At 66.7% G+C, this 19,980-nt stretch carries 17 protein-coding genes; 9 read left to right on the top strand and 8 right to left on the bottom strand.

Annotation, left to right across the window (positions count from 1 at the left end):
- Window positions 1-3: 3 nt before the first annotated feature.
- The 6 genes from AC3ITN_RS16895 to glmU all read left to right on the top strand — a co-directional run bounded on the left by AC3ITN_RS16895 (window position 4) and on the right by glmU (window position 6,435).
- Window positions 4-531: a F0F1 ATP synthase subunit delta gene (locus tag AC3ITN_RS16895; RefSeq protein WP_489391251.1), complete on the top strand. Its 528-nt coding sequence runs from the start codon at window positions 4-6 to the stop codon at window positions 529-531.
- A 44-nt stretch (window positions 532-575) separates the two neighbouring features.
- Window positions 576-2,123, top strand: a complete 1,548-nt coding sequence (gene atpA, locus AC3ITN_RS16890) for a F0F1 ATP synthase subunit alpha (RefSeq protein ID WP_313348053.1) — start codon at window positions 576-578, stop codon at window positions 2,121-2,123.
- A gap of 78 nt (window positions 2,124-2,201) precedes the next feature.
- Complete coding sequence (gene atpG / locus AC3ITN_RS16885) at window positions 2,202-3,065, top strand: F0F1 ATP synthase subunit gamma (RefSeq protein ID WP_489391250.1); 864 nt, start codon at window positions 2,202-2,204, stop codon at window positions 3,063-3,065.
- 38 nt (window positions 3,066-3,103) lie between these two features.
- Window positions 3,104-4,510: a F0F1 ATP synthase subunit beta gene (atpD, locus tag AC3ITN_RS16880; protein ID WP_313348054.1), complete on the top strand. Its 1,407-nt coding sequence runs from the start codon at window positions 3,104-3,106 to the stop codon at window positions 4,508-4,510.
- Window positions 4,511-4,512: 2 nt separating this feature from the next.
- Complete coding sequence (locus AC3ITN_RS16875; RefSeq protein ID WP_313348055.1) at window positions 4,513-4,935, top strand: F0F1 ATP synthase subunit epsilon; 423 nt, start codon at window positions 4,513-4,515, stop codon at window positions 4,933-4,935.
- A gap of 135 nt (window positions 4,936-5,070) precedes the next feature.
- Window positions 5,071-6,435 (top strand): bifunctional UDP-N-acetylglucosamine diphosphorylase/glucosamine-1-phosphate N-acetyltransferase GlmU, encoded by a 1,365-nt coding sequence (glmU, locus tag AC3ITN_RS16870; RefSeq protein WP_489391249.1) that lies wholly within the window; start codon window positions 5,071-5,073, stop codon window positions 6,433-6,435.
- A gap of 100 nt (window positions 6,436-6,535) precedes the next feature.
- Here the strand turns inward: glmU and AC3ITN_RS16865 are convergent, their stop codons facing one another.
- The 7 genes from AC3ITN_RS16865 to AC3ITN_RS16835 all read right to left on the bottom strand — a co-directional run bounded on the left by AC3ITN_RS16865 (window position 6,536) and on the right by AC3ITN_RS16835 (window position 14,288).
- Window positions 6,536-7,891: a sensor histidine kinase gene (locus tag AC3ITN_RS16865; protein ID WP_489391248.1), complete on the bottom strand. Its 1,356-nt coding sequence runs from the start codon at window positions 7,889-7,891 to the stop codon at window positions 6,536-6,538.
- On the bottom strand, window positions 7,888-9,228 hold the full coding sequence (locus AC3ITN_RS16860) for a sigma-54-dependent transcriptional regulator (RefSeq protein WP_489391247.1): 1,341 nt from the start codon (window positions 9,226-9,228) through the stop codon (window positions 7,888-7,890). The genes AC3ITN_RS16865 and AC3ITN_RS16860 overlap by 4 nt, the downstream gene beginning before the upstream one ends.
- 78 nt (window positions 9,229-9,306) lie before the next feature.
- Entirely contained in the window at window positions 9,307-9,717 is a 411-nt protein-coding gene (locus tag AC3ITN_RS16855; RefSeq protein ID WP_313348059.1) for a PDZ domain-containing protein, read from the bottom strand.
- Window position 9,718: 1 nt separating this feature from the next.
- Window positions 9,719-10,939 carry an ABC transporter permease gene (locus AC3ITN_RS16850; RefSeq protein WP_313348060.1) on the bottom strand — a complete coding sequence of 407 codons (1,221 nt, stop codon included), beginning with the start codon at window positions 10,937-10,939 and terminating at the stop codon, window positions 9,719-9,721.
- Between the two features lie 16 nt (window positions 10,940-10,955).
- Window positions 10,956-12,257: an ABC transporter permease gene (locus tag AC3ITN_RS16845; RefSeq protein ID WP_313348061.1), complete on the bottom strand. Its 1,302-nt coding sequence runs from the start codon at window positions 12,255-12,257 to the stop codon at window positions 10,956-10,958.
- 10 nt (window positions 12,258-12,267) lie between these two features.
- Entirely contained in the window at window positions 12,268-12,987 is a 720-nt protein-coding gene (locus AC3ITN_RS16840) for an ABC transporter ATP-binding protein (RefSeq protein ID WP_313348062.1), read from the bottom strand.
- A 32-nt stretch (window positions 12,988-13,019) separates the two neighbouring features.
- Window positions 13,020-14,288, bottom strand: coding sequence for an efflux RND transporter periplasmic adaptor subunit (locus AC3ITN_RS16835; protein WP_313348063.1), 1,269 nt, complete (start codon window positions 14,286-14,288; stop codon window positions 13,020-13,022).
- Window positions 14,289-14,491: 203 nt separating this feature from the next.
- On the opposite strand from AC3ITN_RS16835, the gene glmS reads away from it, so the two are divergent.
- The 3 genes from glmS (at window position 14,492) to AC3ITN_RS16820 (ending at window position 18,064) form a co-directional block, all read left to right on the top strand.
- Window positions 14,492-16,333, top strand: coding sequence for a glutamine--fructose-6-phosphate transaminase (isomerizing) (gene glmS / locus AC3ITN_RS16830; protein WP_489391246.1), 1,842 nt, complete (start codon window positions 14,492-14,494; stop codon window positions 16,331-16,333).
- Window positions 16,334-16,443: 110 nt separating this feature from the next.
- Window positions 16,444-17,412, top strand: coding sequence for a polysaccharide deacetylase family protein (locus AC3ITN_RS16825; RefSeq protein WP_489392958.1), 969 nt, complete (start codon window positions 16,444-16,446; stop codon window positions 17,410-17,412).
- 220 nt (window positions 17,413-17,632) lie between these two features.
- Entirely contained in the window at window positions 17,633-18,064 is a 432-nt protein-coding gene (locus AC3ITN_RS16820) for a CBS domain-containing protein (RefSeq protein ID WP_313348066.1), read from the top strand.
- Window positions 18,065-18,515: 451 nt separating this feature from the next.
- Here AC3ITN_RS16820 and AC3ITN_RS16815 read toward each other — a convergent pair whose 3' ends face one another.
- Window positions 18,516-19,979, bottom strand: a complete 1,464-nt coding sequence (locus tag AC3ITN_RS16815) for a UdgX family uracil-DNA binding protein (protein WP_489391245.1) — start codon at window positions 19,977-19,979, stop codon at window positions 18,516-18,518.
- Window position 19,980: the final 1 nt, after the last annotated feature.

Below are 19,980 nucleotides of genomic sequence, written 5' to 3'. Positions count from 1 at the left end.
TCGATGAGCCAGGCCCTCACGCTTGCACGCCCGTATGCCCGCGCCGCGTTCGCGACCGCGCGCGACGAAGGCACGTTCGCGCCGTGGTCGGACGCGCTTGCGTTCTCCGCCCACGTAGCCGCCGATCCGCGCGTGTCGGCCCTGCTGTCGAACCCGGAGCTGGACCGCGCCGATGCCGTCGCGTTGCTGGTGCCGGAATCGTCCAGCGAGGCCTTCGGTCGCTTCCTGGCCATCCTGGCCGAAGCACACCGTCTGCCGCTGCTGCCGGAAATCGCAGGCATGTATGACCAGCTGCGCGCTGAAGCCGAACACGTGGTCAATGCCACGGTGACCTCGGCCGCCGAGCTGTCCACCGCTGAACTGGACGCCATCAAGGCCGCGCTGCGCAAGCGCTTCGGCCAAGAGGTCGACGTCACCACCGCGATCGATGCTTCGCTGATCGGCGGTGCGGTGATCGACGCTGGCGACGTGGTGATCGATGGCTCGCTCAAGGGCAAGCTGTCGCGCCTGCAGACCGCGCTCGCTAACTGAATTCATTTAACGTCCGGCGTGACCGCCGGCACTAGGACTTGACGATGGCAACCACGCTCAACCCCTCCGAAATCAGCGAACTGATCAAGAACCGCATCGAGAAGGTCAAGCTGGCCGCGGAATCGCGCAACGAAGGCACCGTGACCAGCGTGTCCGACGGCATCGTGCGCATCTTCGGTCTGGCCGACGTGATGCAGGGCGAAATGATCGAACTGCCGAACAACACCTTCGCCCTGGCCCTGAACCTGGAGCGCGACTCGGTCGGCGCCGTGGTCCTGGGTGACTACCAGCAGCTGCGCGAAGGCGATGTCGCCAAGACCACCGGCCGCATCCTCGAAGTGCCGGTCGGTCCGGAAATGCTGGGTCGCGTGGTCAACGCGCTCGGCGAGCCGATCGACGGCAAGGGCCCGATCGCCGCGCAGGCCACCGCACCGGTGGAGCGTGTTGCCCCGGGCGTGATCTGGCGCAAGTCGGTCGACCAGCCGGTACAGACCGGTTACAAGTCCGTCGACTCGATGATCCCGATCGGCCGCGGCCAGCGCGAGCTGGTCATCGGTGACCGCCAGACGGGCAAGACCGCCCTGGCCATCGATGCGGTGATCAACCAGAAGAGCACCGGCATCAAGTGCGTGTACGTCGCGATCGGCCAGAAGGCCTCGACCGTGGCCAACATCGTGCGCAAGCTGGAAGAGAACGGCGCCCTGGCCCACACCGTGGTGGTCGCTGCGACCGCGTCCGAATCGGCCGCGATGCAGTACATCAGCGCCTACTCGGGCTGCACCATGGGTGAGTACTTCATGGACCGCGGCGAAGACGCCCTGATCGTGTACGACGATCTGTCCAAGCAGGCCGTGGCCTACCGCCAGATCTCGCTGCTGCTGAAGCGTCCGCCGGGCCGTGAAGCCTACCCGGGTGACGTGTTCTACCTGCACTCCCGCCTGCTCGAGCGCGCAGCCCGCGTCTCGGAAGAGTATGTGGAGAAGTTCACCAACGGTGCCGTCAAGGGCAAGACCGGCTCGCTCACCGCGCTGCCGATCATCGAAACCCAGGCCGGTGACGTCTCGGCGTTCGTGCCGACCAACGTGATCTCGATCACCGACGGCCAGATCTTCCTGGAAACCGATCTGTTCAACTCCGGCATCCGCCCGGCCGTGAACGCCGGTATCTCGGTGTCGCGCGTCGGTGGTGCAGCCCAGACCAAGATCATCAAGAAGCTGTCGGGCGGCATCCGCATCTCGCTGGCCCAGTACCGTGAGCTGGCGGCGTTCGCGCAGTTCGCTTCCGACCTGGACGAAGCCACCCGCAAGCAGCTCGAGCGCGGTCAGCGCGTCACCGAGCTGATGAAGCAGAAGCAGTACGCCCCGATGTCGATCGCCAACCAGGCGCTGACCATCTACGCCGTCAACGAGGGTTACCTCGACGACGTGCCGGTCAACAAGCTGCTGGCGCTGGAAGAGGGCCTGCACGCGCACTTCGCCAACACCCAGGGCGAGCTGATCAACAAGATCAACGCCACCGGCGGTTGGGACAACGACATCGAAGCGGCCTTCAAGCAGGGCATCGCCGAGTTCAAGACCACCGGCAGCTGGTAAGGCGCATGTGTGGCGGGGCCTTGCCCTGCCACACCGTTGAATGCAGCGGGGCAGCGCCCCGCTCTACGGGAATCAAAGATGGCTAGCGGACGCGAAATCAAAACCAAGATCAAGAGCGTGCAGAACACCCGCAAGGTGACCCGCGCGCTCGAAATGGTCTCGGCCTCCAAAATCCGCAAGGCGCAGGAGCGGATGAAGACGTCGCGTCCGTATGCGCAGGCGATGAAGCAGGTGATCGGTCACCTGGCCCAGGCCAGCACCGATTACCAGCATCCGTTCCTGGTCCAGCGTGACGAGGTCAAGCGCGTCGGTTACATCGTGATCTCGTCCGATCGCGGTCTGGCCGGCGGCCTGAACAACAACCTGTTCCGCAAGATGCTGGGCGAAGTCCGCCAGTACCAGGAAAAGGGTGCCGAGATCGATGTGGTGACGGTGGGCCAGAAGGCCTCCACCTTCTTCCGCCGGGTCAAGGTCAACATGGTCGGCAGCGTCACCCACATGGGCGATGTTCCGCACCTGGAACAGCTGATCGGCGTGATCAAGGTGATGCTGGATGCGTTCACCGATGGCAAGGTCGACCGCGTGTACCTGGTCTACAACCGCTTCATCAACACGATGACGCAGAAGGCCAGCTTCGACCAGCTGCTGCCGTTGCCGGCGGCCGAGAAGCAGGTCGCGCACCACGACTGGGACTACCTGTACGAACCCGACGCCGCGACCGTGCTCGAGCACGTGATGACGCGTTACGTCGAGTCGCTGGTGTACCAGGCGGTTCTGGAAAACGTCGCCTCCGAACATGCGGCACGCATGGTGGCGATGAAGTCGGCCAGCGACAACGCGAACAAGCTGATCGGAACCCTGCAGCTCGTCTACAACAAGGCGCGCCAGGCAGCGATCACCCAGGAAATTTCGGAAATCGTCGGCGGCGCGGCAGCAGTCTGACCGCGTTCGTTCAAAGCACACATTTAGAGGATGCAGCAATGAGTCAGGGCAAGATCGTTCAGATCATCGGCGCCGTCGTCGACGTCGAGTTCCCGCGTGAATCGGTGCCGAAGGTGTACCACGCGCTGAAGGTGGACAACACCGAAATCACGCTCGAAGTGCAGCAGCAGCTCGGTGACGGCGTGGTCCGCTGCATCGCGCTGGGCTCCACCGACGGCCTGAAGCGCAACCTCGTGGCCACCAACACCGAACGCGCCATCTCGGTGCCGGTCGGTGCAGGCACCCTGGGCCGCATCATGGACGTGCTGGGCCGTCCGATCGACGAAGCCGGTCCGGTCACCGCCAGCGACACGTGGGAAATCCACCGTGGCGCCCCGTCGTACGAAGACCAGTCCCCGGCCACCGAACTGCTGGAAACCGGCATCAAGGTCATCGACCTGATGTGCCCGTTCGCCAAGGGCGGCAAGGTCGGCCTGTTCGGCGGCGCCGGCGTCGGCAAGACCGTCAACATGATGGAACTGATCAACAACATCGCCAAGGCGCACAGCGGCCTGTCCGTGTTCGCCGGCGTGGGTGAGCGTACCCGTGAGGGCAACGACTTCTACCACGAGATGAAGGACTCCAACGTCCTGGACAAGGTCGCGATGGTGTACGGCCAGATGAACGAGCCGCCGGGCAACCGCCTGCGCGTCGCGCTGACCGGCCTGACCATGGCCGAATACTTCCGCGACGAGAAGGACGAGAACGGCAAGGGCAAGGACGTGCTGCTGTTCGTCGACAACATCTACCGTTACACCCTGGCCGGTACCGAAGTGTCGGCACTGCTGGGTCGCATGCCGTCCGCGGTGGGCTACCAGCCGACCCTGGCCGAGGAAATGGGCGTCCTGCAGGAGCGCATCACCTCGACCAAGAACGGCTCGATCACCTCGATCCAGGCCGTCTACGTGCCGGCCGATGACTTGACCGATCCGTCGCCGGCGACCACCTTCGCCCACCTGGATTCGACCGTGACCCTGTCGCGTTCGATCGCCTCGCTGGGTATCTACCCGGCGGTGGATCCGCTGGATTCGACCAGCCGCCAGATGGACCCGCTGGTCATCGGCCACGAGCATTACGACACCGCCCAGCGTGTCCAGCAGACCCTGCAGAAGTACAAGGAACTGAAGGACATCATCGCCATCCTGGGCATGGACGAACTGTCCGAAGAAGACAAGCAGGCCGTGACCCGCGCCCGCAAGATCGAGCGTTTCTTCAGCCAGCCGTTCCACGTGGCCGAAGTGTTCACCGGCTCGCCGGGCAAGTACGTGTCGCTGAAGGACACCATCCGTGGCTTCAAGGCCATCGTCGATGGCGAGTACGACCACCTGCCGGAGCAGGCGTTCTACATGGTCGGCAGCATCGAAGAAGCGGTCGAGAAGGCCAAGAAGATGGCTGAGAAGGCCTGATCATGAGCACCATCCGTTGCGACATCGTCAGCGCCGAGCAGGAAATCTTCCGTGGTGAAGCGACTCTGGTCGTGGCCACGGGTGAGCTTGGCGAACTGGGCATCGCGCCCAAGCATGCCCCGCTGATCACCCGGCTCAAGCCGGGCAAGGTGGTGGTCACCCTGCAGACGGGCGAGCAGCTGGACTTCGCCATCTCCGGCGGCATCCTCGAGGTGCAGCCGCAGGTCGTGACCGTGCTGGCCGACACCGCCATCCGCGCGCAGGACATCGACGAAGCCTCGGTCCGCAAGGCCAAGGAAGAAGCCGAGCGCATCCTCGCCAACCGCGGTGAGGCGATGGAAGTGGCCGAGGCCCAGCAGAAGCTGGCCGAGGCAGTGGTGCAGCTGCAGGCGCTGGAGCGCCTGCGCAAGACCCTCAAGCACTGAGGGGAGCGCCCGTAATACTCGACGACGCCGGCCCAGTGCCGGCGTTGTTGTTTCCGGCCGGTGCCGTGCATTGGCAGCACGTTGACCGCGCGCGTCATAGAATCGCAGCCACACCCGTCGATCACGCCTCTGTCCATGACCCAAGCCCTGCACGTCATCATCCTCGCCGCCGGCGCTGGAAAGCGCATGAAGTCCGCCCTGCCCAAGGTGCTGCAGCCGATCGCCGGGCGGCCGATGCTCGCGCATGTGATCGACACCGCGCGCCAGCTCCAGCCTGACGCGATCCATGTGGTGTACGGCCACGGTGGCGAGGCGGTGCGCACGGCGTTCGCCGACCAGCCGGACCTGCAGTGGGCCGAACAGAGCCAGCAGCTGGGCACCGGCCACGCGGTACAGCAGGCCATGCCGCAGGTGCCCGACGCCGCCACCGTGCTGGTCCTGTACGGCGACGTGCCGCTGATCCGCGCCGACACGCTGCGCCACCTGCTGTCCCAGCAGGGTCGGCTGGCGGTGCTGGTGGCCGACATGCTCAACCCGACCGGCTACGGCCGCATCGTGCGCAATGCCGAAGGCAAGGTCGCCGCCATCGTCGAGCAGAAGGATGCGAGCGATGAGCAGCTGGCCATCCGCACCATCAACACCGGCATCATCACCGCCGAGTCGACCGCGTTGCGTACGTGGCTGTCGCAGCTGTCCAACAGCAATGCGCAGGGCGAGTACTACCTGACCGACGTGTTCGCGTCGGCCGCGGCGGACTACACCCCGGCCGACATGGCCTTCGTGGAGGACGCCCAGGAGGCGGAAGGGGCCAACGATCCCTGGCAGCTCTCGCAGCTGGAGCGGGCCTGGCAGCTGCGCGAAGTGCGCGCGCTGTGCGCGCAGGGCGCACGCGTGATCGATCCGGCGCGGCTGGATATCCGGGGCACGGTCACGGTGGGGCGCGACGTGCAGATCGACGTCAATGTGATCCTCGAAGGCAGGGTCGAACTGGGCGACGGGGTCAGCATCGGGCCGTTCACCCGGCTCAAGGACGTCACGCTGGCCGCCGGTACCGTGGTCAAGCCGCACTGCGACCTGGAAGGCGTGGTCAGCGAAGGCGCGGCCGACATCGGCCCGTTCTCGCGCCTGCGTCCGGGCACGGTGCTGGCGGAGGGCTCGCACGTGGGCAACTTCGTCGAGACCAAGAAGGTGCGCCTGGGCGCCGGCAGCAAGGCCAACCACCTCACCTACCTGGGCGACGCGGTGATCGGCAGCAAGGTCAACATCGGCGCGGGCACCATCACCTGCAACTACGACGGGGTGAACAAGTCGCAGACCACCATCGGCGACAACGCGTTCATCGGCTCCAACAGCTCGCTGGTGGCCCCGCTGACGATCGGTGAAGGCGCCACCATCGCGGCCGGGTCGGTGATCACGCGCACCGCGCCGGAAGGCAAGTTGACCCTCGCGCGCGTGCGCCAGGAGACCATCGACGGCTGGAAGCGCCCGGTAAAACGATGACGGGTGACGACCACCGGTCGTCACCTGCCGCCGTGGCAGGAACCCACCGTTGGTGGGCACGCCGCGCAATCGGCAGGTACCCACCGTTGGTGGGTACGCATCACGCCGGCAGGAAAATGGCCACGCACAACCCGCCTTCGCGGCGGTTCTGCAGCGACACGCGGCCCCCATGCGCCTCCACGATTTCGCGGGTCAACGCCAGGCCCAGCCCGGTGCCGTTGCGCTTGGTGGAATAGAACGGCATCAACGCGTTCTGCAGCACCGCCTCGTTCATGCCCTTGCCACGATCCAGCACCTCCACCCGCAACCACTGCGGCAGGCGGGTCAGGCGCAGCTCGACGTCCTCGTTGGGCGGGTCGGCGTCGGCGCACGCCTCATGCGCGTTCTTGAGCAGGTTCAACAGCGCCTGGCCGAGCTGGGCAATATCCACGCGCCCGTACAGGTCGTCAGGGATGTCAGCCATGCGGAACGGAATCTGCAACTGCAGGCCGGCCAGGAACTGGCGCCACTGCACGTTCTGCAACTGCGGCTGCGGCAGCTTGGCGAAGCGCGCATAGCCACGGATGAAGCCTTCCAGGTGGCGCGCGCGCTCCTCGATGGTGGCGAAGACTTCCTCGAGGCGTTCGGTCTTGTCGCGCCTCACCAGCTCGCCACCGGAATGCGCCAGCGAGGCGATCGGGGCCAGCGAGTTGTTCAGTTCGTGGCTGATCACCCGGATCACCTTCTTCCAGGTCTGCACTTCCTGGCGGCGCAGCTCGGCGGTGAGCAGGCGGATCAGCAGCAGGTCATGCGGACGGCCATTGAGGTGGAAGTTGCGCCGCGACAGGTGGTACACCTGCTCGTCGTCGTCATCACCATCCTCGGCTTCATCGCCCGGGCCGCGTACCGCGAACAGGCTGTCGCCGCCGCGTTCGATGGCATCGCGCAGCTCCACCGGCATGGTCTCCAGCACGTTCTGCATGGGCTGGCCTTCCAGCTTCCAGCCGTTGTGCAGCAGCTTGCGCGCGGCCAGGTTGGAGAACACCACGCGCTGGATGCCATCGCCGCCATTGGCCAGCAGCAGCATCGATACCGGCGTGTTCTGCACCATGGTGTCGAGCAGCAGCTCGCGCTGGACCAGGCCCTGGCGCTGTTCACGCAATACGTCGCCCAGCTCGCGGTGCGCCTTGACCAGGTCGCCCAGTTCGTCGTTGCCCGGCCAGTACACGCTGAAGTTGTATTCGCCGTCGCGGTAGCTGCTGGTGGTGCCCGACAGCGCACGCAGCAGCGAACGCACCGGCGCCGTGGCGCGGCGCAGGGTCCACCACATCAGCAGCAGCAGGCCCACGCTGGAGACCAGCGTCACCAGCCAGCCATGGTCCAGCCAGAAGGCCAGCAGCCACGGTCCGGCCGCCGCCAGTGCCAGCACCGGCAGCAGGCGCACGAACAGGCGGAAGGTGAACGAGGTGCGCTTCATTCGCGCGGAATGCCGTAACGGTCCATGCGGCGGTACAGCGCCTGGCGACTGAGGCCCAGTTCCGCCGCCGCCTGGGCAATGATGCCGTGGCTGTGCGACAACGCCGATTCGATGCGGCTGCGGTCCGGATCGACGCCAGGCGTGGCCACGCGCGGGGCCGCTGCGCGCGGCAGGTTCAGGTCGCTGGCCTCGATGCGTGCGCCCTGTGCGAGCAGCCCGGCGCGCTGGATCACGTTGCGCAGTTCGCGCACGTTGCCCGGCCAGCTGTGTCGCTGCAGCGCGGTGGCAGCGGCGTTCGACAAGGGCTTGCCGTCGCCGAGAAAACGTTCGGCCAGCGGCAGGATGTCGCCGGGCCGCTCGGCCAGCGGCGGCAGCGCCAGCTCCACCGTATTGAGGCGGTAATACAGGTCCTCGCGGAACAGGCCATCGCGGATCATCGCCGGCAGGTCGGCGTTGGTCGCGCTGATCACGCGCACCTTGACCTGGCGTTCGCGGTTGGAGCCCAGGCGTTCGAAGCGCCCGGTCTCGAGCACGCGCAGCAGCTTCATCTGGCCGCCCAGCGACAGGTTGCCGATCTCGTCCAGGAACAGCGTGCCGCCGTCGGCCGCCTCGAACTTGCCTTCGCGTGCCTTGTTGGCGCCGGTGTACGCGCCGGCTTCACTGCCGAACAACTCGGCCTCGATCAGCTCGGCAGGAATGGCACCACAGTTGAGCGCGACGAATGCGCCCCTGGCGACCAGCGAATTGGCCTGGATGATCTCGGCGATCTTCTCCTTGCCGGCACCGTTGGGTCCGGTGATGAGCACCGGCAGTTCGGAGCGCGCCACCTGGCAGGCCAGATTCACCACGCGCTCGCTGGCCGGGTCGGCCACCACCGCACCGCGCAGGTCGTAGCGAGCTTCCAGTGCGGTGCGGTCGCGCTGCTCGCGGTCCCGGCGGCGGTCCAGCTCGCGACGGGTCTCGGACAGCTCCAGCAGGTTGTTCACCGTGGTCAGCAGCTTGCGGTCGTCCCAGGGCTTGGCCAGGTAATCGGCCGCACCCGCCTTGACCAGGTCCACCGCACTGCTCAGGTGCGTCCAGGCGGTGAGCAGGATCACCGGCAGGTCGGGGTGGCGGGCGCGGATCTGCTGGAACAGCGCCTCGCCCTCTTCGCCGGAGGTGGTGTCCTCGGTGAAGTTCATGTCCTGGATGACCAGGTCGATGGGCTGCTCCGCAAGCAGGGCCAGGCCGGCCTCCGGCGACAGCGCGTGCACGGCCTCGATGTCGTGCAGCGAGAACAGCACTTCCAGCGCGGTACCTACGCTGGCGTTGTCGTCAATGATCAGGATCGAAGGCATGCGGCAACAAAGGACCGGAAAGTAGGCAGAGAGTACCCGAGCGCCGGGCCCACCGGCAGGGTGGGCCCGGGACGCGGCTTACGGACGGTCCGGCGGCGAGGGGGGCGACGGCGGGCGCGGCGCCGGCGGAGGGCGCAGCGCCCGCCATGCAGCGGTGGGCACGCTGAGCACCTGGTCGCGGCCGGCGCGGCGCACCGTGACCGGCACCGTGGCCTTGTCGCTGGCCCCGAGTGCGTCGGTCAGGGCGCCCACCTTCTGTACGGCAACGCCATCCACGCGCAGCACCTGGTCGCCGGCCTGCACGCCGAAGCGGCTGGCCGGCGATGCGGCGGTGATGCTGACCACGCCCTGTGCGGACTCGATGGTCAGGCGCGCGCCGTCCTGCCGCCAGTCCATGCGCGAGGACTCGCTGCGCGTGCTCTCGGCGCACGCTGTGGTGCTCACCAGCAGCATCACGGCCAACGCCAGGCGGATCCGGGAGGGGATCATGTCAGGCGCTCCGCGTGGCGACGGCCGGCGGCACCGCCGCGGCACGGTGGGCAGGACCGAACACCGCGATCTGGCCCAGCAGCCAGAGCAGCACCGCGCCGATGGGCAGGTAACTGATCGGCATGCGCGGCAACTCGTAGGCACCCATCAGCCACAGGTTGATCGAGTACGCGAGCAGCATGCCGAGCACGATGCCCACGGTGGCCAGCAGGAAGTTCTCCGTCTGGAAGTAGCGCAGGATCTGGCCACGGGTGGCGCCCAGCGCGCGGCGGATGCCGATCTGCTTGGTCCGCTGCTGCACCCAGAAGCTGGCCAGGCCGACGATGCCCAGTGCGGTGACCACCAGCAGGGCCACGCACACGGTGATCAGCAGGCCGACCATGGCGCGGTCGTTCTGGAAGTACTTGGCGCGCTGTTCCTCGTACGTGAGCTTGCCGCGCACCATGCGGTTGGTGTCCACCTTCTCCAGCGCCGCCACGGCCGCCGCGAGCACTTCCTGGCGCCGCGCAGCGTCGGTCACCCGGATCAGGTACAGGCCCATGTCGTAGTTCACCCGCACCGGCAGAATCATCGAGTAGCCGGTGTCGGCCTCCACCGTGACCGGACGCGCCAGTTCCTTCACCACGCCGACGATGCGCAGCGGCATGCGCCCGGTGTAGATGGTCTTGCCCACGGCCTGGCCATCGGGGAACAGCTTGGTGGCCGCCTTGCTGCTCAGGATCACCGCCGAGCCGCGCTGCTCGACGGTCGCGTCCTTCTCCACGTCCTCCAGGTTGGCGAACTCGTCGCCTTCGAAATCGCGGCCGGCAATCAGCTGCAGCCCCATCGTATCCAGCGTGCCTTCGCTGGCGAAGTACTGCGCGGCGTTGAAGTTCGGGCGCTCCTGGTCGGGGATCAGCGACAGGCTGGTGTTCCACGAGTTTCGCCGGAACGGCAGCTGGTTGATCGGCACCGCATTCTTCACCCCGGGGATGGACCGCAGCGCGGCCAGGTCCTCACGGGTGCGCGCGGTGGCATTGACCTGGTTGCCGATACCGCCCAGGCGCACTTCCAGCAGCTCCTGCTCGGCAATGCCGCTGGGCTGGTTGATGGTCTCCAGGCGTTGGCCGATCAGGAACAGCGCGTTGCAGACGATCGCGCAGGTGAGGGCGATTTCCAGCACGATGAGGGCGGCGGCGGTCTTGTGCCGGCGCAGCGTGGTCAGGATGGGTCGGATATCCATGATGTGCTCCGGAGCCTTACTGCGTTTTGAGTTGGATGGCGGGCGTGACCTGCATGGCGCGCAGCGCTGGCAGGAAACCGGCCAACAGGCTGGCGGCCAGGGTCAGGCCGAAGGTGAGCAGCAGCATCTTGCCGTCCAGCGTGGCCAGCTTGGCGTAGTCCACGGGTTGCTGGCGCACGGCATACAGGCCCAGCAGGGCCAGTCCGAGCCCCAGCACGCCGCCCGCCAGGCCGACGGTGCCGGCTTCCACCAGCGACTGCAGGAAGATCTGCCCGCGGCTGGCGCCCAAGGCACGGCGCACGCCGATTTCGCCGCTGCGGCGCAGGAACTTGGCCAGCAGCAGGCCCACCGTGTTGATCAGGCACACCGCCAGGAAGCCCAGCGCCAGCCACAACTGCAGGCGCACATCGCTGGGAACCACCTGCTTGAAGTCGAGCCACTCCATCACGTTGCGCAGGCGGACGTTCGGCGGCCGCTGGAAACGGCCCGCGGCTTTCTGCTGCGCCGAATAGTTTTCCAGGTACGCACGGTAGTCAGCGGCGTCGGCCGGCGAGGCCAGTTCCACCCAGTACTGCATCCACACGCACGGTGCGTTGAGTGCGGTCTCTTCGCCGTTGGCGTTGTCCCAGCAGTTCATGTTGCCGCTGCGGCCGAACTTGAGGTCCAGCGCGGTGAATACCGGCACGTAGACGTCTTCGCTGTCGCCGTAGCGGCCGGTTTCCAGGTCGTAGAAGTGCGGGTTGGGATTCCACGCGTCGAGCACGCCGACGATGTTGAAGGTATGCCCATCCATGCGCAGCGGCTTGCCCACGCTGTTCTGGCCGTTGAACAGCTTCTCGTTGAGCGCCTTGGAGATCACCGCCACGCGGCCACGGCCTTCGTCCTGGTCGGCCTTCCAGCCCTGGCCATACAGGAACGGGGTGTCGAACATGGCGAAGAAGTCGGTGGAGGTGTAGCGCGCGTCGGTGGTGAACGGGCGCAGCGTGCTGCTGTCCGGTTCCAGGGTGACGCCGCCGCCGGTCATCAGCACCTGGTGCCTGGCCTTCTTCTCACGCAGCAGCGTTTCGCCGTCGAAACGGGTGACCTGCTCCTCGGGTTCTTCGCTGGGCTGGTAGCCGATCATCGGGCGCGGGTCGACCTGCACGGTGAACAGGCGATCGCTCTTCTGCGGAATCGGATCACCCGACAGCACATGGAACACGGTCAGGGTGGTCATGGAGGCGCCGATGCCCAGCGCGATGGCGATCACCATCAGCGCGGTCAGCACCTTGTTGCGCCGGAAGCTGCGCAGGGCCAGTCGGAAATAGTAGGCGAGCATGCTGGCGGCCTCAGTCGTTGAGCGTGGCGATGGCAACGCGCGGGGTGGCCAGCACCGGCTCGCGCACCAGATCGGTGGCCTGGCCATCGACGATGTGCACGTTGCGCTGCGCGCGTGCGGCCAGTTCCGGATCATGGGTCACCATGACGATGGTGGTGCCGGCGGCATTGATCTCCTCCAGCAGCTCCATCACGCCGCGGGCCATCTGGCTGTCCAGGTTGCCGGTCGGTTCATCGGCCAGCAGCAGGCGCGGGCTGCCGGCCAACGCACGCGCGATGGCCGCGCGCTGCTGCTGGCCGCCCGACAGCTCGGACGGGTAATGCTTCATGCGCGAGCCCAGCCCAACCTGGCCCAGCGCACGCTCGATACGCTGCTTGCGCTCGCTGGCCGGCATGCCGCGGTAGCGCAGCGGCACATCGACGTTGTCGAACAGGTTGAGGTCGGAGATCAGGTTGAAGCCCTGGAAGATGAAGCCGATCTTCTGGTTGCGCAGGCGGCTGCGGGCGTCGTCGCCCAGCTTGCTCACGTCCTGCCCATCGAGCAGGTAGGTGCCGCTGGTGAAAGTTTCCAGCAGGCCGGCGATATTGAGGAAGGTGGTCTTGCCCGAACCGGACGGGCCGGTCACCGCAACGAATTCACCCTCGCGGACATGCAGGTCCAGCGAACGCAGGGCATGGGTTTCCACCTGTTCGGTGCGGAATACTTTGGCGACCGAGCGCATCTCGAGCATGGCTGTTTCCTTGGTTGATGTGGTGAGGGTGATCAGTTGAGGGAGACGGTGTCGGCGTCGCCGAATAGCTCGGCGCCGGAGACGACCACGCGGTCGCCCGGGCGCAGGCCGGAGAGGATTTCCACTTCGCCGAGGCTGCTTACGCCGAGCCGCACCGGGCGACGGATGGCGGTGTCGCCATCCATGACGTAGGCCTGGCCATTGCCCTGTTCGACGAACGGGCCACGCTCGACCTTGATCACGTTGCGGCGGGTGTCCAGCACCACGCGCGACTGCATGCGCTGGCTCTGGCGCAGACCCTGCGGCTGCTTGTCGGTGAAGCGGATGCGGGCGTTGACCTCGCCAGCCACCACTTCGGGCGACACGGCGCTGATCTCGCCCGGGAAGGGCTGGCCGCTGCCGCTGGTGAGCTGGGCCGGGATGCCGATCGACAGGTCGCGGGCGAAGCTCTCCGGCACCTTGATTTCGATCTCGAAGCGCGACAGGTCGACCACGCCCAGGATCGGGGCGTTGGCGGCGACCTGCGTGTGCTGGGTGGCCTGTACCTGGCCGACCTGGCCGTCGAACGGCGCGCGCAGGGTCAGCGCGTCCACCTGGCGCTTCACCTCGTCCACCACCGCACGCTGGCGGTCGGCCAGCAGGCGCTTGTTGCGCGCATCCAGGTCCGCGCCCTGGCCCTGCAGGCGGGCGTCGGTCTGCGCGTTGGCCAGCGAGATGTCGGCCTTCTTCAGGCTGTCGTTGGCCTTGGCCAGGTCGATCTGCGGGACCGCGCCGCCGTCATACCCGCGCTGGTAGCGCTGCAGGTCACGCTCGGCGGCTTGCCGCTCGATGCTGGCCTGGTCGGTGTCCTTGCGTGCCTTGGCGCGGGCCAGGGTGGCATCGAGCACGGCGCGGCTGGCTTCGGCTTCCAAGCCGGCCAGGGTGGACTGTTCCTGGGCCAGCTTGCTGCGCAGCTCCGGGCTGTCGATCACCGCCAGCTCCTGGCCCTTCTTGACCACGTCGCCGGCCACTACCTTCAGGTCAACCGTGCCGGCCGAGATCGCGTACAGGATGGGGCTGTTGGCAGCGATCACCCGGCCATCGGCGGCAAGGTCGCGGACCAGATCACCCTGCTTGACCTCGGCGATGCGCACCCGCGCGCTGTCGAACGAACGGCTGGCACCCAGCCAGGCCCGGGCAGCGAAGCCGATGGCCAGCAGCACCACCAGTGCGGCGATGCCCGGCCACAGCCAGCGCTTCCACGGCGCCGCCGTGGACGGGGTGGAGAGGGTCTGGTCCTGTGCGGAAGTGTCGCGGATCATCGGGCTCGTTCGCGGTTGGGTTGCGGTATACCAAGCACACCGCGTGCCAACTTCGATGCCTTTTAAAACAATGACTTGCACGGGCGTTCCGGTTGTCCGGGTGTCCGCGGACACCCCGCCGGACACTTTTGTTAAGCGGACAGCGGCCAAGCCGTCCGGGCGCCCACGCTAGAATGCGGCTTCGACAGCAGGGATCTGAATCTATGTGCGGGATTGTGGGAGCGATCGCGAATCGCGATGTGGTGCCGGTACTGATCGAAGGACTGAAGCGCCTGGAATACCGCGGCTACGATTCGTCCGGTATCGCGGTGCTGGACCAGACCCAAGCGCAGGCCGACGTGCGCCGCGTGCGCCGCACCGGCCGGGTAGCCGAGATGGAGAAGGCCGCGCTGGCCGAAGGCTTCGATGCCACCCTGGGCATCGGCCACACGCGCTGGGCTACCCATGGCGGCGTCACCGAGGCCAATGCCCACCCGCACATCAGCCACGGCGTGGCGCTGGTGCACAACGGCATCATCGAGAATCACGAGGAGCAGCGTGAGCGCCTGCGCGGGCTGGGCTACGTGTTCGAGTCGCAGACCGATACCGAAGTCATCGCGCACCTGATGCACCACAACCTCAAGCACGGCGACAGCCTGCTCTCGGCGTTGCAGCGCACGGTCAAGGAGCTGACCGGTGCCTACGCACTGGCGGTGATGAGCCGTGCCGAGCCGGACCATTTCGTCTGCGCACGCATGGGCTGCCCGCTGCTGGTCGGCCTGGGCGAGGGCGAGAACTTCGTCGCCTCGGACGTCTCTGCGGTGATCTCGGCCACCCGCAACGTGATCTTCCTGGAAGAGGGCGACACGGCCGACATCCGTTGCGATGGCGTGCAGGTGTTCGATGAGCACAACCAGCCGGTCGATCGCGGCGTGCACCAGTCGGATGTGTCGCTGGCCTCGCTGGAGCTGGGCCCGTATCGCCACTTCATGCAGAAGGAAATCCACGAGCAGCCGCGCGCGCTGGGTGACACCATCGAAGCGGCGATCGACGCCGGTGGTTTCCCGGCCGAGCTGTTCGGCAAGAACGCCGACGCCGTGCTGTCGGGCATTGAAGGCGTGCAGATCCTCGCCTGCGGCACCAGCTACTACTCGGGCCTGACCGCGCGCTATTGGATCGAGGCCATTGCCGGCCTGCCGTGCAGCGTGGAAATCGCCAGCGAGTACCGCTACCGCGCCGCGTATGCCAATCCCAAGCACCTGATCGTCACCATTTCCCAGTCCGGTGAAACGCTGGATACGATGGAGGCGCTGAAGTACGCCAAGTCGCTGGGCCACCTGCATACGCTGTCGATCTGCAACGTGCCGGAAAGTGCCATCCCGCGCGCCAGCGAGCTGGTCTGCTACACCCGTGCCGGCGCCGAGATCGGCGTGGCCTCGACCAAGGCCTTCACCACCCAGCTGGCCGCGTTGTTCCAGCTGACCATGGTGCTGGGCAAGCTGCGCGGCCGCATCGACGCGGCGCAGGAAGCGGACTACCTGGAGCAGCTGCGCTTCCTGCCCGGCAGCGTGCAGCATGCGCTGAACATGGAACCGCAGATCGCCGCGTGGGCCGAGCGTTTCGCGCGCAAGAACAGTGCGCTGTTCCTGGGCCGTGGCCTGCACTATCCGATCGCGCTGGAAGGCGCGCTCAAGCTCAAGGAAATCACCTACATCCACGCCGAGGCCTACCCGGCCGGCGAACTCAAGCACGGCCCGCTGGCGCTGGTGGACGAAGACATGCCGGTGGTGGTGATCGCGCCGAACGACAGCCTGCTGGAGAAGGTCAAATCCAACATGCAGGAAGTACGCGCGAGAGGCGGGGAGCTGTTCGTGTTCGCCGACCAGGACAGCAACTTCGTCGAATCCGAAGGCGTGCACGTGATCCGCACGCCGCGCCATGCCGGCGTGCTCAGCCCGGTGGTCCACACCATCCCAGTGCAGCTGCTGGCGTACCACACCGCGCTGGCCCGCGGCACCGACGTGGACAAGCCGCGCAACCTGGCCAAGAGCGTCACGGTCGAGTAGAGCGGACGGTGAGTCCGCTGCCAGCACGAGTAGAGCGGACTGTTAGTCCGCTACCAGCACGAGTAGAGCGGACTGTTAGTCCGCTGCCACAACGGGAGCACCCTATGCGCATTGGATTTCTCCGCAGCGGCGTGCTGGCGCTGCTGTGCCTTGCGGGCGTCGCACACGCGGCCGCGCCGGACCGGCGCATCGCGCTGACCATCGACGACCTGCCCTGGCAGCGGCTGGATGAACGCGCCGAGCCCGAGCTTGCTGTCCGGCACGCACAGTTGATGGCTGCCCTGAAGCAGGCCGACGTGCCGGTCGTGGGTTTCGTCAACGAGGCCAAACTCGAGGTCGATGGCCAGGTGCAACCTGCCCGGGTGCAGATGCTGCGTGACTGGCGCGATGCCGGTTTCGAGCTGGGCAACCACACCTTCGGCCATGTCGATCTGCATGCGATGACGCTGGAGGCGTACGAGCAGGACATCCTGCGCGGTGAAGCCACCTTGCGCCCGCTGCTCGCCGAAACCGGACAGGCACCGCGCTGGTTCCGCCATCCGTACCTGCATGCGGGCCAGACCCCGGAAAAGCGTGCCGCGCTTGGCGTATTCCTGGCGCAGCACGGATATCGGATTGCGCCGGTTACCATCGACAACAGCGAGTGGATATGGGCATTCGCGTACGACCATGTACGTGAAACCGAGACCGATCCGGCCACGCGGGATGCCCGCCTGCGCCAGCTTCGCCGTGGCTACGTGCCGTACATGCTGACCAAGCTGGACTACTACGAGCAGCGCTCGCAGCAACTGCTGGGCCGGTTGCCCGCGCAGGTCTGGCTGATCCATGCCAATGCGCTCACTGCCGATTGCGTGGAAGAGCTGGTGGCCGCGACGCGCCGGCGCGGTTACCGCTTCATCTCCCTGGACACGGCCCTGCAGGACCCGGCCTATCAACGCGCCGACGGTTACAACGGCGGCAGCGGGATCAGCTGGATCCAGCGCTGGGCCATGGCCGGGAAGGCGCCGAAGTCCTTCTACGCCGACGAACCGAGGGTGCCCGGGTGGGTGATGACCCTGGCCGGGCGGGAAGGGGAGTAACCGGCCACCCCAACCCCCCGGTAGAGCGGACTGTTAGTCCGCTGCTCACCGGCCGCCCTTTGCCGTTTCAGGCGTTCGGAAAACTTTAGTAGGGGGCCGCAGCGACATTCAGCGACGGTTTTAGTCACAGTGCCATTCTCGGGGTGAGGGCCGGTGGGTGCGACAACCGGTCCCAGGCGCGTCACCTCTCGAATTCAGTAGCCTGTAACAGGAAACAAGAATGAACGTTCGTGAATTGCTGCAAACCAAGAAAGAAGCCATCGTCACCATCGATGTGGAAGACACCATCGGCGCCGCCGCACACAAGATGAGCGCGCACAAGATCGCCGCCCTTGTGGTGATGAAGGACGATGCACCGGTCAGGATCATTTCGGAAAAGGACATCGTGCGCAGTCTCGCCGATGACGGTCCGCAGGCAGGCAGGCGGGTCATTTCCACGCTGCCCTCGGCCGGCCTGGAAGGCATTTCGCCGGAGGCCACGCTCAAGCAGGCCATGGCGCTGATGACGTACTCGCGCCACCGTCACCTGATGGTGACCGAAGGCAACACGCTGGTCGGCATCCTGAGCCTGGGCGACATCGTCAAGAACCTGCTCAGCGAGCTGGAGCTTGAGAAGGCAGTGCTGCAGGACATCTACATGGCGGCGCACTGAAACCACCGCCACGGCGTGGAGCGGACGCCTGGTCCGCCTCCACGCCCGTCCATCGTTCATCTGTAACAGCGCTTCAATTTGCCAGAAGCAGTCAATATTCCAGACTTGCGCATGATCGCCTCCGCTTCTTCCGGCGTCATGTCGTACATCCTGCGGATCCGTTCCTCATCGCTCAAGGTGAGCAACTCTCCGGCTGTCATCGGGACGCGCCGGGTTGCCAGCGCTTTGGCGGCGGGTGGCTGCTTTCTGGACGTTGGAGTGACCATGCGTAGAGCATACCCCCTGTCCCGTCATCTACGGCCGCTCTCCCGGTGCGCAGCGCGGCAGGCCAACGTCCAAGGCGATGGAAACGCCTGAAAATTCCGCACATCTGCAGCCTTGATTCACTCCTCCCACGCTTCAGAGGCGCGGCGAACGGGTGTCGCGAACGGCAGTGACGGATGTCTCTGCCCTACGTGACACCGTGTTGAGTGTCGCTGCTCGAACGATCCGCCAACATCGACAGGTCCGCCAGCAATACGCGATACGCATCCTCCTGCGCAGCCCCCGTCGGCTGCCGCAGCACCCACGACGGATGCACGGTGGCGAGCCCGCGCGTGCCATCTTCCAGCGTATGCCACTGGCCGCGGTCCCGGCCCAGGTGGAAGCTGCCGCCAAACACGGCGCGCGCTGCGCTGGCACCCAGGCACACGATCACCTTGGGGCTGACCTGCTCGATCTCGGCCATCAACCACGGGCGGCAGGCGTTGATGTGGGTGACCTGGGGCTTGGAATGGATGCGTTTTTTCCCGCGCCGCTCGTAGCGGAAGTGCTTCACCGCATTGGTCAGGTAGAACGTGCTGCGGTCGATGCCCAGCTCCGCCAGCGCCCTGTGCAACAGCTGCCCGGCCGGGCCGACAAACGGGTGGCCGCTCAGGTCCTCGGTGTCGCCGGGCTGCTCGCCCACCAGCATCACCTGCGCATCGCGTGGACCTTCGCCGAAGACGGTCTGGGTGGCGGGTTCCCACAGCGGGCAGCGGCGGCAGCCAGCGGCCGCTTCGCGCAGTGCATCCAATGCATCGCCCGTGGCGGTGGCGGGGCCACGCAGGGGGATGGTCCGCGCGGGGATCCGTCGCTGTGGCGCCAGCGCCTCGCGGTCGTGCATCTCCTGCACACGGTCACCGGCGTCGCGCACCAGCGCAGGCAGCAGGGTGGCTTCCGGCAGGTGCTTCCAGTACCGGGCCGGCATCTCCTGCTGCATCATCTTCGTGTTGAGGCGTGCCGGATTGAAGATGTTGGCGTAGTAGGTGCGCCACAGTTCCTCGCGCGCGTCTTCCACGGGGGCGTCCGCCTGCGTCGCACCGGGTCCGAAGGCCAGCGCCTGGCCGTCCCAGCTTGCGCTTCGGTACGGGGTCAGGATCGCCCAGCGCATGCCGGCGAACCGGCGCGCGAAGAACGGCGCAACGCGGTCCACGATGTGGTGGTCGGGTTCGAACCAGGCGATGAACGCATCGTCCTCGCCGGGCACCTCGCGGAAGCGCACGAACGCCTTCATCTTGTGACTGTCGCGGCGCACGGCCTGGGCCAGCGCCATGGCGCGCAGCACGTCCGGATCGGCCGGATTGGTGAGCAGCCCGCGCTCGCCGCCGGCGATGCGCCACAGCATGCGGTACAACAGCGAGAGCCGCTGCGGATCGCGATGGCACAGGCAGGTGGCGGCCAGGTCGACGAAGGCCTTGGGCACGCCGATCGTCGCACCGGCATCTTCGGGTCCCGGCGCGCCGGCCAGGGACGGCGCGTCCAGCAGCGACGATTCCTCATCCTGCAACCAGTCGAGCTGCTCAGGCGCAACGCGATGCCGCAGCCCCAACCGCGCGCACTCACGCCATGCCTGCAGCGACCAGGCCGGATCCACCCGCACACTCCAGCGCGTCATC

The organism is Stenotrophomonas sp. KH_036_B (genome assembly GCF_057839485.1).
The sequence above is the reverse complement of the archived record's forward strand: the minus strand, read 5'-3'. Positions and strand labels throughout refer to the sequence as shown.